This window comes from Cellulomonas triticagri (assembly GCF_003696205.1).
In the GTDB taxonomy this organism is placed as follows: Bacteria; Actinomycetota; Actinomycetes; order Actinomycetales; family Cellulomonadaceae; genus Cellulomonas; species Cellulomonas triticagri.
The window spans coordinates 1-15,436 of record NZ_RFFI01000015.1; the positions used below are offsets into that span (position 1 = coordinate 1).

General features: G+C 74.3%; 12 protein-coding genes. 3 read left to right on the forward strand and 9 right to left on the reverse strand.

Annotation, left to right across the window (positions count from 1 at the left end; genetic code table 11):
• Window positions 1-265: 265 nt before the first annotated feature.
• From EBM89_RS04250 to EBM89_RS04280, 7 genes are all read right to left on the reverse strand, one after another.
• Window positions 266-1,540 carry a hypothetical protein gene (locus EBM89_RS04250; RefSeq protein ID WP_122148219.1) on the reverse strand — a complete coding sequence of 425 codons (1,275 nt, stop codon included), beginning with the start codon at window positions 1,538-1,540 and terminating at the stop codon, window positions 266-268.
• Between the two features lie 13 nt (window positions 1,541-1,553).
• Window positions 1,554-2,561, reverse strand: a complete 1,008-nt coding sequence (locus EBM89_RS04255) for a sugar phosphate isomerase/epimerase family protein (protein WP_233571529.1) — start codon at window positions 2,559-2,561, stop codon at window positions 1,554-1,556.
• A 65-nt stretch (window positions 2,562-2,626) separates the two neighbouring features.
• Entirely contained in the window at window positions 2,627-6,031 is a 3,405-nt protein-coding gene (locus EBM89_RS04260; RefSeq protein ID WP_233571530.1) for a PQQ-dependent sugar dehydrogenase, read from the reverse strand.
• 223 nt (window positions 6,032-6,254) lie between these two features.
• Window positions 6,255-7,403 (reverse strand): Gfo/Idh/MocA family protein, encoded by a 1,149-nt coding sequence (locus EBM89_RS04265; RefSeq protein ID WP_122148257.1) that lies wholly within the window; start codon window positions 7,401-7,403, stop codon window positions 6,255-6,257.
• A 121-nt stretch (window positions 7,404-7,524) separates the two neighbouring features.
• Window positions 7,525-8,592, reverse strand: coding sequence for a substrate-binding domain-containing protein (locus EBM89_RS04270; RefSeq protein WP_122148221.1), 1,068 nt, complete (start codon window positions 8,590-8,592; stop codon window positions 7,525-7,527).
• Window positions 8,593-8,695: 103 nt separating this feature from the next.
• On the reverse strand, window positions 8,696-9,778 hold the full coding sequence (locus EBM89_RS04275) for an ABC transporter permease (RefSeq protein ID WP_122148222.1): 1,083 nt from the start codon (window positions 9,776-9,778) through the stop codon (window positions 8,696-8,698).
• Complete coding sequence (locus EBM89_RS04280) at window positions 9,775-11,298, reverse strand: sugar ABC transporter ATP-binding protein (RefSeq protein ID WP_122148223.1); 1,524 nt, start codon at window positions 11,296-11,298, stop codon at window positions 9,775-9,777. Before EBM89_RS04280 ends, EBM89_RS04275 begins: the two co-directional genes overlap by 4 nt.
• A gap of 117 nt (window positions 11,299-11,415) precedes the next feature.
• On the opposite strand from EBM89_RS04280, the gene EBM89_RS04285 reads away from it, so the two are divergent.
• From EBM89_RS04285 to EBM89_RS04295, 3 genes are all read left to right on the forward strand, one after another.
• Window positions 11,416-12,651: an ROK family transcriptional regulator gene (locus tag EBM89_RS04285; RefSeq protein WP_122148224.1), complete on the forward strand. Its 1,236-nt coding sequence runs from the start codon at window positions 11,416-11,418 to the stop codon at window positions 12,649-12,651.
• A 199-nt stretch (window positions 12,652-12,850) separates the two neighbouring features.
• Window positions 12,851-13,072 carry a hypothetical protein gene (locus tag EBM89_RS04290; protein WP_122148225.1) on the forward strand — a complete coding sequence of 74 codons (222 nt, stop codon included), beginning with the start codon at window positions 12,851-12,853 and terminating at the stop codon, window positions 13,070-13,072.
• Entirely contained in the window at window positions 13,056-13,565 is a 510-nt protein-coding gene (locus EBM89_RS04295; protein WP_122148226.1) for a type II toxin-antitoxin system VapC family toxin, read from the forward strand. Before EBM89_RS04290 ends, EBM89_RS04295 begins: the two co-directional genes overlap by 17 nt.
• Here EBM89_RS04295 and EBM89_RS04300 read toward each other — a convergent pair.
• Both EBM89_RS04300 and EBM89_RS04305 read right to left on the reverse strand, forming a co-directional pair.
• Window positions 13,555-14,460 (reverse strand): 3-methyladenine DNA glycosylase, encoded by a 906-nt coding sequence (locus EBM89_RS04300; RefSeq protein WP_439647161.1) that lies wholly within the window; start codon window positions 14,458-14,460, stop codon window positions 13,555-13,557. The two genes, EBM89_RS04295 and EBM89_RS04300, sit on opposite strands and share 11 nt — an antisense overlap.
• On the reverse strand, window positions 14,457-15,395 hold the full coding sequence (locus tag EBM89_RS04305) for a DMT family transporter (RefSeq protein ID WP_439647162.1): 939 nt from the start codon (window positions 15,393-15,395) through the stop codon (window positions 14,457-14,459). Before EBM89_RS04305 ends, EBM89_RS04300 begins: the two co-directional genes overlap by 4 nt.
• Window positions 15,396-15,436 lie beyond the last annotated feature (41 nt).

Below are 15,436 nucleotides of genomic sequence, written 5' to 3' on the forward strand. Positions count from 1 at the left end.
GGCGTCGGCGGCACCGGGGGCAGGGTCCGCCGGGGGCGCTGGTGCGGCTGCCACCGCGGGCGCCGCGCCGAGCACGGCGGCGACGGCGAGCGCGAGCAGGGCGGCGGGGACGCGGGTGCGGATCACGGCGGGGCCTCCGGGTCGACGGTGACGACGGGTGCGGGTGCTGCGGGGTGCTGCGAGGTTGCTGCGGGAGCGGGTGCCCGTCCCGCCCGCCGGCGACGAGGAGCCGGCGGGCGGGACGGACGGGACGGGTCGCCCGGTGCTAGCTGAGCGCGGTGAGCGTCAGCGTCGCGGTGAACGTGCCCGACGGGGTGTCGAGCGGGAGCTGCAGGTCGAGGTCCGCCCCGACGACCGAGGCACCCCGGGCGTGCCCGGTCTCGGCGCTCGCGAGCGTGCGGGCCACGGACAGGCCGTCGCCCTCCTCGAACCCGGACGGCACCGCGGGCCCGGCCACGGCGTCGCCGCCGTTCTCCAGGACCTCGGGCGTCCAGCCCAGGTGCTTCGCGGACAGGGTCTGGTCCCCGGCCGTGAAGTCGCTGACCTGCGCGGTGATCGACCACTCGGGGTCTCCCGCCCGGGTGTCCTGCACCCGGACCGGGACGATCTCGCCCGTGGCCTGGTACCGGTCCTCGAGCTCCTCGGCGACGCCGAGGTTCACCAGGCCGGAGGTGCCCTCCAGGGACCACACGAGCTCACCGGCCCGCTGCTCCGGGACGGTCACGGCGAGGGACTGGTCCCCCGCGGCGACCTCGCCCGGCGCGTCGCCGGTGTGCTCGCCGTCGACGGCCCCGGCGGTGTTGCCCGGCCCGAAGGCCGCCGCGGGGTCGTTGTCGGCGAGGCGGATCGTGCCGAGGACGGTGGTGCCCGCCACCCGCAGGTTCGCGGTGTTGCCGGTGAGCACGAGGTCCTGGCCGATGGTGTTGCCCCACGTGTCCGCCGCACCGTCGGCGGTGGCGCCGACGAGCACGTCCCGGCTGCTGCCGGTCACGGACACCGAGCCCCGGACGACCGCCCCGGCGACGGTGACGCCCCAGTCGGAGTCCGCGACGGCGACGTCGCCGCCGACACCGGTCTGCAGCAGGTCGACGTACGTCGCCGCCTGCGTCGTGAGGCTCCCGCCGATCTCCGACGCCGTGACCTCGACGTCGAGACCGCCCGCGGCGACGTCGCCGCCGACCGTGAGGTCGTTGAGGTACAGGAACCCGACGCGGCTGCCGGTGGTGTACGCCGACACGTCGCCGTCGACCCGCGTGCCGTCCAGCAGCACGCCGTACGGGTCGGTGGCGACGACGTCGCCGGTGACCGTCACCGACGTGGCGTCGAGCCAGCCGTCCGCCTCGACGGTGATGCTGCCCTCGACGGTCGCTCCGCCCAGGACGCAGGTGGCACCGGCGGGGACCCGCAGGTCGCCGGTGACGGCCTGGTCGCCCAGGTCGGTGGTGCAGTCGGTGCTGACCGCCTGCGCCGCCGTGGCGCCGAGGAGGACGAGCCCGACCGTCCCGACCAGCGCGGTCGGGACCGAGTAGATGCGCTTCATGGTCGTCTCCCTCTCAGCCGCGCAGGCCGGCGATGGCGTCGTAGCTGCGGTCCGCGTTGCCGAACGAGTCGACGGCGTTCGGCGGCACGGCCGTCGAGGACGCGTTGTCCTGCTCGTAGAGGCCGAAGTGCTGCCCGCGGGTGCGCAGCTGGGACAGGAACTGCTGGTAGGGCAGGTCGCCGGCGCCGAACTCGATGATGTCGTAGCCGTTGGCGCTGGCCTCGTTGGCCTTGCCGTCCTTCAGGTGCAGCAGCGGGTAGCGCCGCGGGTTGCGCAGGACGTAGTCCACCGGCTCGAAACCGGGGTACTTGTGCTGCCCGACGTAGGCCCAGTAGATGTCCATCTCCAGGTACACCAGGTCCGGGTCGGTGTTGTCGTAGAACACGTCGTACAGCCGCACGGACGGGTCGACCGGGTCGAACCGGAACTCCCCGTCGTGGTTGTGCTGGTAGAGCTTCAGCCCGGCGGCCCGGACCTGCTCGCCCCAGCCGTTCCACTCCTCCGCCGCGGCGAGGTAGCCCTCCTTCGTGGCGGTGTTGGTCGGGGCATTGCCGGTGCCGAGGTGCGGCATGCCGAGGGTGTGCGCGATGTCGATCTGGTTGGCCAGGTCGGTGCGCAGCAGCTGGGTGCTGACGTGGCTGCCCACGGCCCGCAGGCCGTTGTCGTCGAGCAGCGTCCGGATCTCCGCCGGGGTGATCGCCCCGACGTTGCCCTGCGTGTAGCCCGCGAACTCCACCTCGGCGTAGCCGATGCGGCCGAGCTCCTCGAACACGGCCCGGAAGCCGAGCGAGCTGACCTTGTCGCGGATGGTGAACAGCTGGATGCCGATGCGGTTGGCCGGGACGAGGCGGGTGCGCCCCACCCCCGGTGCCGCGGCGGGCAGCGGGCCCGCGGCGCCCGCGGCGGAGCTGCCGAGGGCGGTCCCGACGCCCACGGCCACCGTGGAGGCCGCGAGGGCCTTCATCAGCGACCGCCGGCTCATCGGCCGGGCGGGCAGGGAGGCGTGCTGGTGCGTGCTCATGTCTCTCCTTCGAGACGGCCGGTCCGGCCCGGGCTGACGCGCAGCCCGGGCCGGCCGGCGCGCGGTCAGCTGCGGACGGTCAGGGTGGTGCTCGCGGTGGCGCCGCCGATGCCGGGGGTCCCGGCGTAGGCGACGTCGACCTTGTAGGTGCCCACGGGCAGGCGCCCGAGGGTGACGACGCTCGCGCCGGAGGCGTCGAGGGTCCCGGTGAGCGTGGCCACCACCGCGTTGTTGCGCTTGACAGTCACGGTGACGTCGCCCGGGGCCGCGACGCCGCTGGCCGTGGTCACCTGGACGGTGGCCTTGGCGGCGACGGCGGGCTTGACCGGGTTGGGCGACACCGTGGCGGTCACGGTGGAGGTGGTGCGCGCGACGGTCAGCCGCACGGTGCCGGACGACGGCTGGAAGACCTCGCCGCCGAGGAAGGACGCGGTCACCGTGTGGGTGCCGACGCCCAGGGTCGGGTCGAGCGCGATCGACGCCGTGCCGTCCGCGCCGAGCTCGCCGCGGCCGACCTCGGTCTCGCCGACGGTGAGGACGACCTCGCCGGTCGCCGCGCCCTCGGCCGCCCCGACGACCACCGCGACCGCACCGGGGGCGCCGTAGGGCACCCGCGCCGCGGCGACGGTCGCCGTGGTGGTGGTGCCGACGGTCGGCTCCTCCGGGGCGTCCAGGTCGATGGTGAACGCGACCTGCCCGACCTCGGAGACCAGGCCCGCCGTGTCGGTGGCCCGGTACCGCAGGTCGTACGCGCCGCTCTCGGAGAACGTCACGCCGTACTGCTGGTTGGCGCTGAGGTTGACCCAGGTGGTCCCGCCGTCGCGCGAGTACTGCACGCTCGCGAGCGCGCCGTTCTCGGTCGGCTGCACGGAGAACCGCACCGGCTCGGTGTAGACGCCGCCGGCACCCGTGGGTGCCGCCGGGGCCAGGGTGTGCGCCACGGTCGGGGCCGTGACGTCGCCCGCACCGGCACCGACCATGGTGACGGCGTCGAGCGCGAGCTCGTCGGCCGAGGTGACGAACAGCTCGCCCGTGCCCTCGGGGGCGTCGAAGGTGATCTCGACGTCCTTCCAGCCGGACCCGGCCGGGATCGTGGCCGTCGCGAACGGTGCCGCGTCGGCCGCGCCCCAGCGGAGCTGGACCTCGCCGCCGCCGGACGCCCGGACCACGGCGCCCGTGATGCCGCCGAAGTTCACCGGCGCGTACCGCAGGCTGTCCCCGGCGCCGAGACCCCGGACGGCGCTGCCGCCGGAGGCGGACTCGTCGGCGTAGACCGCCACGCCCGTGCGGGTCGCGGCGTGCTCGGCCTGCTGCTCCTTCGGGTTGAGCCGCAGCGTCGCCTCGCCGGTGGCGGCGGGCAGGCCGTTCGCGCCCGCGTCGCGGTACGTGACCACGACCGCGCCGTACAGCAGCGCGCCCGGGCCGTGCTCCGGGGAGTTCACGTCGGTCTTCCACGCACCCGCGCAGCCCGTGCCCGAGACCTCGGGGTGGGCGTGCTCGTCGTGGCCGAGGCCGTACGTCCAGGACACGCGGCTGCACTCGGTGGCCGCGCCGTCCTCGGCGTCCTGCGTCGTCACCCGGTACGGGATGGCGTCGCCCCAGGAGAAGAACGCCCCGTCGCCGGGCTGGGCGATGGTCACCTCGGGCGCCTGGTTGCCGACCGAGATCACCCGGGAGGTGAGCGTGAACTTGCCCTCCGGGTCGGTGACCTTGAGCCGCGCCGTGTACGCCTTGATCTCGGTGTACGTGTGCTCCGCCGTGACACCGGTGGCGTCGAACGTGCCGTCCCCGTCGACGTCCCACTCGTACGTCAGGTCGCTGCCCTCGGGGTCGCTCGACGCCGAGGCGTCGAACTCGACCGTGAGCGGCGCCGTCGACGACGACGTCGGGGTCGCGGTGAACGCGGCGCGCGGCGCCTTGTTCCCCTCGGCGTAGGCGATCCGGTACAGCCCCGCGTCGGGGTTGGCCCGGAAGAAGCCGTCGCCGTAGTCGAGGACGTACATCGACCCGTCCGGGCCGAACTCGATGTCCATCGGGTTGTCGACCGGCGGCCAGCCCTCGGCCGTGATCGCCGCGTTCGGCGTGACGTCCTCGATGTGCGTGACCTCGAAGGTGTCCCAGTCGACGGTGAACGCCGCCAGGTAGTCCTGCGAGAACTCGCCGAAGAACGCCTTGCCCTCCCAGTACGCCGGCCAGGCGTCCGGTCCGGCGTCGTCCGGGCGGTGGTAGACCGGCCCGCCCATCGGGCCCTGGCCGTTCCCGGTGCCGAAGTTCACCAGCTCGTCCCACGGCTGGTCGCCCGGGGCGTCGCCGTAGTAGAGCGTGGCCGGGCGAGCAGGGGGCAGGTTCGTCAGGCCGGTGTTCCACCGCGAGTCGTTGACCAGGTTCTCCGGGTCGAAGAACGCCCCCGGCGTCGCCGTGGCGAAGTCCCAGTCGTTGTACGCGAAGTTGTCGCCGTGGACGTACGGCCAGCCGGAGTTGTGCGGGTCGTCCAGCGAGACGACGTTCCACTCCACCAGGCCCATCGGGCCGCGCCCCGCGGTGGCGGCGACGGCGGACGTGGCGTCCGGGCCGTAGTCACCCCAGGACAGCGAGTTCGTCTCCGGGTCGACGTCGATCTTGAACGGGTTGCGCACGCCCATCACGAAGATCTCCGGGCGCGTGTCCTCGGTCCCCTCGGGGAACAGGTTCCCCTCCGGGATCGTGTACGTCCCGTCCTCCTCGACGTGGATCCGCAGGATCTTGCCGCGCAGGTCGTTCGTGTTCCCCGCACCGCGGCGGGCGTCGAAGCCCGGGTTCATGCCCGGGGCGTCGTTGTTGGGCGCGAAGCCGTTGGCGCCCGGCGTGCCGGCGGGGGTGTTGTCACCGGTCGACAGGTACAGGTTGCCGTCGGCGTCCCAGTCGAAGTCGGCGCCCACGTGGCAGCACTGCCCGCGCTGGACCTCGACGTCGAGGATCTGCTGCTCGGACGCGAGGTCCAGGCCGCTGCCGGTCCACTGGAACCGCGAGAGCCGGTTCACGCCGACCCACTGGTCCCAGTAGGACTCGTCCTGCCCGGCGGGCAGCGTGTTCGGCGCCGACCCGGCGGGCGTGCCGCTGATCGGCGCGTACACCAGGTAGACCCAGTTGTTCTCCGCGAAGTCCGGGTCGATGCCGATGGACTGCAGCCCGTCCTCGGAGTTCGCGTACACCGGGATCGTGTTCGTGATCCGGGTGACGCCCGTGGCGGGGTCGGTGAGCCGCACGTCGCCGTTGCGGGCGGTGTGCAGCACGCGGCCGTCGGGCAGCACCGCGAGGTCCAGCGGCTCGCCGACGTCCTTGGTCAGGGTGGTCTTCTCGTAGTTGCCCCAGTCCAGCGCCGCGTCGGCACCGGGCTCGGCCCCGTGGTCCACGCCGTCGTGGGCCACCACGGGTGCGGCGCCCAGCGCCAGACCCGTCACGGTGAGCACGCCCGCGAGGGTGACGGCCACCGTTCTCCTGCCGCGGTGCGCCCGCGGCTCGATACGCTTCATGAGTGATGCAGCTCCTCTGGAGTGTCGTCACAGAGGTCGGGTTCTTGCGTCGTCCCCACGGTGTCGGAACCCGACCTCCTCACCCGGCCGACGTCGTCGTCCGCCGGTGGCACGAGTCCCCACCCCCTCTCCCCCTCGAGCGGTGCTCCGTCACGTCGGTGTGCTGGTGGCGCGTGCGACCTCAGGTCAGCGCGACCCAGCGGCTGCCGTCCGCGGCGCTGCGCTCGACGGCGTCGAGCACCCGCTGCACCGCCAGGCCGTCGGCGAACGACGGCGTCGGCTGCTCGCCGGCCGCGATCGCCCCGACCAGGTCGACCACCTGGTGCGTGAACGCGTGCTCGTACCCGAGCCCGTGCCCCGGCGGCCACCACTGCGCCACGTACGCGTGCTGCGGCTCCGTGACGACCACCCGGCGGAACCCGGCGGTCGTCGCGTCCTCGGTCGCGTCGTGGAAGTGCAGGACGTTCATGTCCTCGAAGTCGAACGCGAGGGACCCGCGCTCACCGTTCACCTCGAGCCGGATCGCGTTCTTGCGGCCCGTCGCGAACCGGGTGGCCTCGAAGACGCCGAGCCCACCGCCGGACAGCCGCGCCAGGAACACCGCCGCGTCGTCCACGGTCACCGGGCCGCGCGCGGCGTCCGGTCCGCTCGACCCGTGCAGCCCCGCGAACTCCGCCGCCACCGGCCGCTCGTGCACGAACGTCTCCAGCACCGCCGAGACGCCGGTCAGCCGCTCGCCCGTGACGAACTGCGCGAGGTCCACGGCGTGCGAGCCGATGTCCCCCAGGGCGCCCGACCCGGCCGCCTGCTTGTCGAGCCGCCACGACAGCGGCGCCTCGGGGTCGGCCAGCCAGTCCTGGAGGTACTGCACGCGCACGTGCCGCACCGTCCCGATCCGGCCGTCCGCGACCAGCTGGCGCGCGAGCTGCACCGCCGGCACCCGCCGGTAGGTGTAGCCGACCATCGACCGCACGCCCCGCACCGCCGCCGCCTCGGCCGCGGCGACCATCGCCTCGGCCTCCTCGATCGTGTTGGCCAGCGGCTTCTCGCACAGCACGTGCTTGCCCGCCTCCAGCGCCGCCACCGCGATCTCCGCGTGGGTGCGCCCGGGGGTGCACACGTCCACCAGGTCCACGTCCTCGCGGGCCACCAGGTCCTGCCACGACGTGGCGGTGTCCTGCCAGCCCAGCCGGTCCGCGGCGGCCTTGACCGCCACCGCGTCCCGTCCGCCCAGCACCCGCATGACCGGGGTGAGCGGCAGGTCGAAGAACCGGGGGGCGGTGCGCCACGCCTGCGAGTGCGCGGCGCCCATGAACGCGTACCCCACCATGCCGACGCCGAGCGTCGTCGTCTCGTCGGTCACGAGAGCCTCCTCGGGTGGGCGCGGCGGGGCCGGGCGGCCGGCGCCGGGGAGGTCCCCGACGCGCCGACCGGCCCTGCCGCGACCCGGGTCAGGACTCGAAGGCCGAGTCGATGTACTGGTCGACGTTGTCCGCCGTCACGACGGGCGCGTACAGCTGGATCGTGCGCGGCACGCCGGACGACGCCAGGTCGGCCAGCGACTTGTCGTGCGCCACCAGGCGGGCCAGGCGGATGCCGTCCGCCGCCTGCGTCGACGGGTAGATGACCGTCGCCTGCAGCACCGAGTCGCCGCTCTGGATCTCCCGCATGACGTTCGCGGAGCCCGCACCGCCGACCATGAAGAACTCGTCGCGGCCCGCGTTCTCGATGGCCGCGAGCACGCCGACGCCCTGGTCGTCGTCGTGGTTCCAGATGGCGTCGATCTCGGGCGCCGCCTGCAGCAGGTTCGCCGCCGCCTGCTCGCCGCCCTGGACCGTGAAGTCCGCCGCGACGCGGTTGCTCACCTCGAGGCCGCAGCCGTCCAGCGCGTCGGCGAAGCCCTGGCTGCGGTCCTGGGTCAGCGGCAGCGAGTCGATGCCGGCGATCTCCGCGACCACGGCCGACGAGTCGTCGCCCAGCTGCTCGCAGATGTACATGCCGGCCGACACGCCCATGCCGTAGTTGTCGCCGAGCACGGTGGCGCGGGACGCGAACGGGCTGGAGAACTCCCGGTCCACGTTGATCACCGGGATGCCGGCCTCCATGGCCTGCGTGGCGACGTCGGTGAGCGCACCGCCGTCGAACGGCAGCAGCACGATCGCGTCGACGCCGTCGTTGATGAACTGCTCGATCTGGCTGATCTGCAGGTTCACGTCGTTGGTGCCCTCGGCGACCCGGAGCTCGACGTCCTCGTACTTCTCGGCCTCGGCCTGCGCGGCCGTGGTGATCGCGCCCATCCAGCCGTGGTCGGCGGCGGGGGCGGAGAAGCCGATGACGACGGTCTCGCCCGGCTCGTCGTTGTCGGACACCGCGACCGGGGCCGCGTCCGTGCCGCCGCCCTCCTCCTCGGCCGGGGCGTTCGAGGTGCAGGCGGCCAGCAGCCCGACCGTGAGCAGGGCCGTCGCGGCGAGCGCGGGACGACGACGTCGGGCGCGGCGCGGGGTGAGCGAGGTGGACATGGGATCTCCTTCGACGATGTCCGGGTGGCTGGGTGGGCGTGGTTCGGGGTGTGCGGTGCCGCGGCCGCCGCGGGGCGGCGTCCGTGGGGGTGCGTGTGCGTGCCTAGGTACCGCTGCGCGGGGTGCGCGTGGTGAACCGCTGCTGCAGGAGGACGGCGGCGATGATGATCGCGCCCTTGACGACCGACTGGACCGAGGAGTCCAGGTTGTTCTGCACGAAGATGTTGGTCAGCGTCGCGAAGATCAGGACGCCGAGCACCGTGCCGACGATGGTGCCGCGGCCACCGGCCAGCAGCGTGCCGCCGACGACCACCGCGGCGATGGCGTCCAGCTCGTAGAGCGTGCCGTTCGTGGACGACCCGGCGCCGGTGCGGGCCAGCATCATCACGCCCGCGATGCCCGCGGTCAGGCCGCACAGCGCGTACAGGTACATCGTGTGCCGCTTGACCGCGATGCCGGCGAGGCGCGCGGCCTCCGGGTTGCCACCCACCGCGATCGTGCGGCGGCCGAACGTCGTGCGGTTCAGCACGAACCACCCGGCGACAGCGACCACCGCGAAGATCCACACGATCTTCGGCACGCCGAGCAGGTCGCCCTTGAACGTCGAGGAGAACGAGTCCACGTTCACCAGCTGCGTGCGGCGACCCGCGATGAGCTCGGCGAGACCACGCGCCGCGACCAGCATGGCGAGCGTCGCGATGAACCCGACCACCCGGCCGTACGCGATCAGCACACCGTTGATCAGGCCCGCGGCGAGGCCGACCGCGAGGGCGCACCCGACCATGACGATCCAGCCGTACTGGTCCGCCATCGTCTGCGTCGCCACGGTCGTCGCCCACACGGACGACAGCCCCAGCACGGACCCGACCGACAGGTCGATGCCGCCCGCGGTGATGACGAACGTCATCCCGATGCTCACCACCCCGATGATGGAGGCGGTGCTCACGATCACCGTGAGGTTGTCCAGGCTGGCGAACCGGCTGCCCGAGGTGACGGCCCCGACCACGCAGATCGCGGCCAGCGCGACGACGAGGCCGAGGATGCGGGCGGCGCCGCCCGACGACCCGCCGCGGCGGGTGCGGCCCGAGGCCTCCCGGGCGACCTGCTCGACCCGGGCCGACTCGTCGGCGGCGGGCGGGGCGGGGGTCGTGCCCGGGGGCTGGGCGGAGAGCTGGTGCTCGCTCACGCGGCACTTCCTTCCATGACGAGGTCGAGCACGGCGTGCTCGTCGATGGCGGTGGCGGGGCCCTGGTGGACGACCCGGCCGTCGGACACGACCAGCACCCGGTCCGACAGACCGAGCACCTCGGGGATCTCGGAGGACACGACCACGACGGCGGCCCCCTCGTCGGCGAGCCGGCGCACCAGGGCGTAGATCTCGGCGCGGGCGCCGACGTCCACGCCGCGGGTCGGCTCGTCCAGCAGCAGCACCCGGCAGCCGTGCACCAGCCAGCGGGCGAGCATCGCCTTCTGCTGGTTGCCGCCGGACAGGGTGCGGATGGCGCGGTCGACGCCGGTCGGGCGCAGGTCGAGCGCCTCGGCCTGCTCCTGGGCGGTGCGGCGCTCGGCGCGCTCGTCCAGCATCCCGCCCTTCGCGAACCGGCCGAACGTCGACAGCGTGATGTTGCGGTAGACCGGCTCGTCCAGCAGCAGGCCCTGCGCCTTGCGCTCCTCGGGGGCGAGGCCCACGCCCGCCCGCACGGCGGCCTGGACCTGGCCCGGACGCAGCCGGCGACCCGCCACCTCGACGGTGCCGGTGGTGGCGCGGCGCGCGCCGTACACGGTCTCCAGGATCTCGGAGCGGCCCGAGCCGACCAGGCCCGCGAGCCCGACGATCTCCCCCGCCCGCACCTGGAACGTCACGTCCGTGAACGCCCCGCGCAGCGACAGCCCCGCCACGTCGAGCACCACGGGGGCGTCGGCGGGCAGGTCCGTGCCCTCCGGGAACGCGTACTCGACCGAGCGGCCCGTCATCAGCCGGATCAGCTCGCGGGTGGGCGTCGACGCCACCGGCAGGTCCCGGGCGACCGTGCGGCCGTCCTTGAGGACCGTGATCCGGTCGCCGATCGCGCGGATCTCCTCCATGCGATGCGAGATGTAGACGATGGCGACGCCCGCGGCGGTGAGCTCCCGCACGACGCGGAACAGGTTCTCCACCTCGTCCGAGTCCAGCACCGCCGACGGCTCGTCCATGACGATGACGCGGGCGTCGTGGGACAGCGCGCGGGCCATCGACACGATCTGCTGCGCGGCGGCGGGCAGCGAGCCGACCTCGTGGTGCGGGGAGATCTCTGGGTGCCCGAGGCGGGCCAGGATCTCGCGGGTGCGGCGCCGCGCCTCCCGGCGGCGGGACACGCCCGCCGTCGCGAGCTCGTGCCCGAGGAAGACGTTCTCGGCGACGGTGAGGCCGGCCACGACGTCGAGCTCCTGGTACATCGTCGCGACGCCGAGCCGCAGCGCGGCGACCGGGTTCGCGATGGTGACGACCTCGCCGTCGACCAGCACCTCGCCCTCGGTGGGCTGGTGGGCGCCGGCGAGCACCTTGATGAGCGTCGACTTGCCCGCGCCGTTCTGGCCGAGCAGGCAGTGCACCTCGCCCGGCACGACGTCCAGGTCCACGCCGTCCAGGGCGCGGGCGCCGGGGAACTGCTTGACGATGCTGCGCATCTGGAGCAGCGGGGGCTGCTGGGGGTCCACGGTGACCATGTGGCGAACCTAGGCGGCACTTCTGTCGGGCGTCAAGCATAAGTTCGACCTGGTTTGTCCGAGTTACCGTTTCGTGACCGTCACAAGTGGTGGGACTTTTCTGGTTCACTGGGCTCCATGCAGGACGTCGTCAGGCTCCCCACCCGCCACGCGGGCGCCGGTGAGCTGTTCCAGCTGCTCCGCGACGGGCGGCCGCGCACCCGCGCCGACCTGGCCGCCGCCACCGGGCAGGCCCGCTCCACCATCACCGCGCGCGTCGACGTCCTCATGGCCGCCGAGCTCATCGCCCCCGCCGGAGAGGCGTCCTCCACCGGCGGCCGGCCCCCCACCACCTTCGCGTTCCGGCCCAGCGCCCGCGTCGTCCTCGCCGTCGACCTCGGCGCCACCCACGCGCGCCTCGCCGTCACCGACCTCGCGTCGACCGTGCTCGCGTCCACCGAGGCCAGCATCGCCATCGCCGACGGGCCCGAGGCCGTCCTGGGCTGGATCGCCGAGCACGGCCGCGCCCTCGTCGCCAGCACCGGGCGCCCCCTCGACGACCTCGTCTCCGTCGGCGTCGGCCTGCCCGGGCCCGTCGAGCACTCCACCGGCCGGCCCATCAACCCGCCGATCATGCCGTCCTGGGACGACGCCGACGTCCGCGGCATCCTGTCCGACGCGCTCGGCGGGCCCGAGGTCCTCGTCGACAACGACGTCAACCTCATGGCCCTCGGCGAGCACCGGTCCGCCTGGCCCGACGTCAGCGACATGCTCTTCGTCAAGGTCGCCACCGGCATCGGGTCCGGGATCATCTCCGACGGGCGGCTGCGCCGCGGGGCCCAGGGCGCCGCGGGCGACATCGGCCACATCGCCGTGCCCGGTGCCGACGACGTCCCCTGCCGCTGCGGCAACCTCGGGTGCCTCGAGGCCGTCGCCTCCGGGCGGGCCGTCGCCGAGCACCTGCGTCGCGCGGGGCTCGACGCCCAGACCGGCGCCGACGTCGTCGCCCTCGTCCGCTCCGGGGACCTCGCCGCCGGGCGCGCCGTCCGGCAGGCCGGGCGCGAGCTCGGCTCCGTGCTCGCGGCCTGCGTCAGCCTCCTCAACCCGTCGCTCGTCGTCATCGGCGGTGTCGTCGCCGAGGCCGGGGAGCACCTCATCGCCGGGATCCGCGAGGTCGTCTACCAGCGGTCGCTGCCGCTCGCGACACAGCACCTGCGGATCGTCACCTCGCAGGCCCGGTCGCAGGTCGGCATCCTCGGGGCGTCCGCGATGGCCGTCGACCACGTCCTGTCCCCCGCGGCCGTCGACCGGCTGCTGGACGCGATGGTCGCGGACGGCGAGGTCGCGGAGGCCGCGGGGTCGGACGCGGGCTGAGCGGGTCCGCGCCGGTCGAGGAGCGGGCACCGAGCCGTCCACAGGCGGCTCGGGCGTGCACCGTCCCCAGGCCTGCGGGTGGCGGGTCCTGTCACGCGATACGCGCCACCTAGCGTCATCGGCACGGGGTGACCGCCCCGTCCGCAGCAGGGTCGGCCGCACCACTCAACGGCTCCGACCCGCTGCTACGTTCCGCCAGATGGAGAAGGTGCCCGTGACCACGACCCAGGACCGCCACGTCCCCGATCCGACGCGCGACGGCGAGTCGACCGACGAGTTCTTCGCCCGCCTCGTCGCCGAGGGCCGGTTGATCCCCGCACGCCTGCCGCTGTCCGCGGTGCGCCTCCCGGATCACCCGCGGCGCAGCCACGAGGAGATCGACCGGATCCTCATCGAGCTCGGCTATGACGTCGCGCACTGAGACCCGCTGCTACCTCGACTCCTCCGTCGCCATCCACGTGCTCGACAGCACGCGACGAGCGCGCGCCTGGTTCGACGCCCAGGTCGGCCACCGGAGACCGCTCGTCTCGTCGGGCCTCCTCGGGCTGGAGGTCGCCCGCTACCTCGTCCGGGTCGGCGCGCCAGGCGCATGCTCGGCGGTCGATCTCCTCGACGCGGTCGAGCACCTCCCGGTGGACGACGACCTGCTGACCGAGGCCGCAGCCGTGCCGACGCCGTTGAAGTCCCTCGACTGCCTGCACCTCGCGTCCGCCGTGCGGGTCGGCCCCGGGCGCGTCATCGTCGCGACGCACGACAAGGCCCTGGCCCGGGCCGCGGCGGCGATGGGGTTCGAGACGACCGACCCGCTCGCCCACGAGCACGGCGGCGAGCACGACGTCGCGCACCCGGAGGACGGTGCCAGCCCTCGCGGCGCCGGGCTGCCGCACGAGGGCACCGCCTCGGTCAGGGGCTGACCACGTCCAGCGCCGCGAGCAGGCGGGCGCGCAGCACCTGGGACCGGGCGGCGAAGTCGCGCTGCCGGCGGACGTACTCGGCCTTGCCCTCGGGCGTCTCGATCGCGACGGCCTCCAGCCCGTAGGACGACACGTCATAGGGCGATGCCTGCATGTCGGTGGACCGGATCGCGAGCGCGAGCTCGAAGCAGTCGAGCAGCAGGTCACCGGGGACGACGGGACCGAGCTTCAGCGCCCACTTGTACAGGTCCATGTTCGCGTGCAGGCAGCCCGGCTGCTCCATCGCGACCTGCGTCTCCCGCGTCGGCTGCAGCGTGTTGCGCGGGACCGCGTCGGGGGTGAAGAACCGGAACGCGTCGATGTGCGTGCACCGGATGCGGTGGCCTTCCACGACCGCGTCCGTGCCCTCCTCGCCCAGGCGCAGCGGCAGGGGGTGGCGGTGCGCGTCGCCCTCGCGGTAGACCATCGCCCACTCGTGCAGCCCGAAGCAGCCCGTCGCGGCGGGGCGGGACGCCGTGGCGGACAGCAGGGCGCGGACGTACTCCACGGTGCTCCCGCGGTCGGCGAGGAACGCCTCGACGTCGAGCGCCACCGTCGCGTCCGCGGCGGTGCGGTACCAGCGCCACGCCGCCTGCGGGGCGTCGGCGGCGTCGGCCAGGGCGGATCCGGCGCCGGGGTGCCAGCGGCGCAGGTGGGCGGGCTTCGCCGGGTAGTACTCGAACAGGAAGTCCTCGATGGCGTGCCGCTCGCCGCTGGCGCGCCGCGCCCGGTGCCCGGCGGTCAGCGCGTCGGCCCGCTCGGCGTGCGCGTCCGCCCGAGCGCGCCAGGTCGCGGCGTCGAGCACCACGCGCTCGGCCGTCGGCGACGGGGCGGGGTGCGGCTCGGTGACGGTCACGGGGTCCAGCGTAGGAGGCGACGGCGCCGCAGCCGACGCCCGGCGCCCGCCCCCACGGGAACCGTGAGCACCACCAGGCAGACGACCACGAGGCCGGTGCCCGCCCAGCCGACCGCCGGGAGGCGCTCCCCCACGACCAGCACCGCCAGCACGGCGGCGACCGCCGGTTCGAGCAGGGTCAGCGTGGTCGCGGTGCTCACCGGGACGTGCGCGAGCCCGAGGCCGAAGAGCACGTAGCCCACGAACATCGGGACCAGCGCCATGTACGCACCGACGGCGGCGTTCCCCCACGACGCGAGCAGCGGCGCCCCCGTCACCGCCAGCACGGGCAGGAGCAGCACGCCGCCGACGCCGAACACCGCCCCCATCGCCGCGCGCGACGGCACCCCGCCGAGCATCAGGCGGTGCGCGACCCAGGAGTACAGCGCGTACGTCAGCCCCGCGACCAGGCCCCACGCGATCCCGAGCAGCGACCCCGCGCCCCCGGGACCGGCACCCGCGACACCCGGGCCCGACCCGCCGCCGAGCACCTTCCCGAGGCAGAGCAGCACGATGCCGACCAGCCCGGTCGCGGCGGCCGCGACCCAGCGCCCCGACAGCCGTCGGCCGTCCACGACGCGCTCGACCAGCGCCGCCGCCAGGGGCGCGGAGCCCAACGAGACGACCGTGCCGACGGCGACGCCCGCGACGTGCATGGACGAGTAGAACGCCAGCGGGTAGACGGCGACGGCGAGGCCGCCCAACGCGACCAGACCCGGGCGCCGGCGCAGCGCGGCCCCGTGGGCGCGGACGAGCCGCCACGCCGTCGCCGCCTGGAGCAGGCCGCCGACGCCCATCGCCGCCGCGCCGATGGCCAGCGGACCGACGTCCGGGGCCAGCGTCGCGGCGGTGCCGGTCGTGCCCCACAGCACCGACGCGACGAGGACCGCCAGCACACCGACCGCGGGCCCACGCCCCGGGGCGGGCGGCGCGGCGC

Bases quoted from the DNA above. Each gene is read 5' to 3' on its own strand.
- EBM89_RS04250 (WP_122148219.1), bottom strand. From the start codon at position 1,540: ATGAAGCGCATCTACTCGGTCCCGACCGCGCTGGTCGGGACGGTCGGG.
- EBM89_RS04255 (WP_233571529.1), bottom strand. From the start codon at position 2,561: ATGAGCACGCACCAGCACGCCTCCCTGCCCGCCCGGCCGATGAGCCGG.
- EBM89_RS04265 (WP_122148257.1), bottom strand. From the start codon at position 7,403: ATGGTGGGGTACGCGTTCATGGGCGCCGCGCACTCGCAGGCGTGGCGC.
- EBM89_RS04270 (WP_122148221.1), bottom strand. From the start codon at position 8,592: ATGTCCACCTCGCTCACCCCGCGCCGCGCCCGACGTCGTCGTCCCGCG.
- EBM89_RS04280 (WP_122148223.1), bottom strand. From the start codon at position 11,298: ATGGTCACCGTGGACCCCCAGCAGCCCCCGCTGCTCCAGATGCGCAGC.
- EBM89_RS04285 (WP_122148224.1), top strand. From the start codon at position 11,416: ATGCAGGACGTCGTCAGGCTCCCCACCCGCCACGCGGGCGCCGGTGAG.
- EBM89_RS04290 (WP_122148225.1), top strand. From the start codon at position 12,851: ATGGAGAAGGTGCCCGTGACCACGACCCAGGACCGCCACGTCCCCGAT.
- EBM89_RS04295 (WP_122148226.1), top strand. From the start codon at position 13,056: ATGACGTCGCGCACTGAGACCCGCTGCTACCTCGACTCCTCCGTCGCC.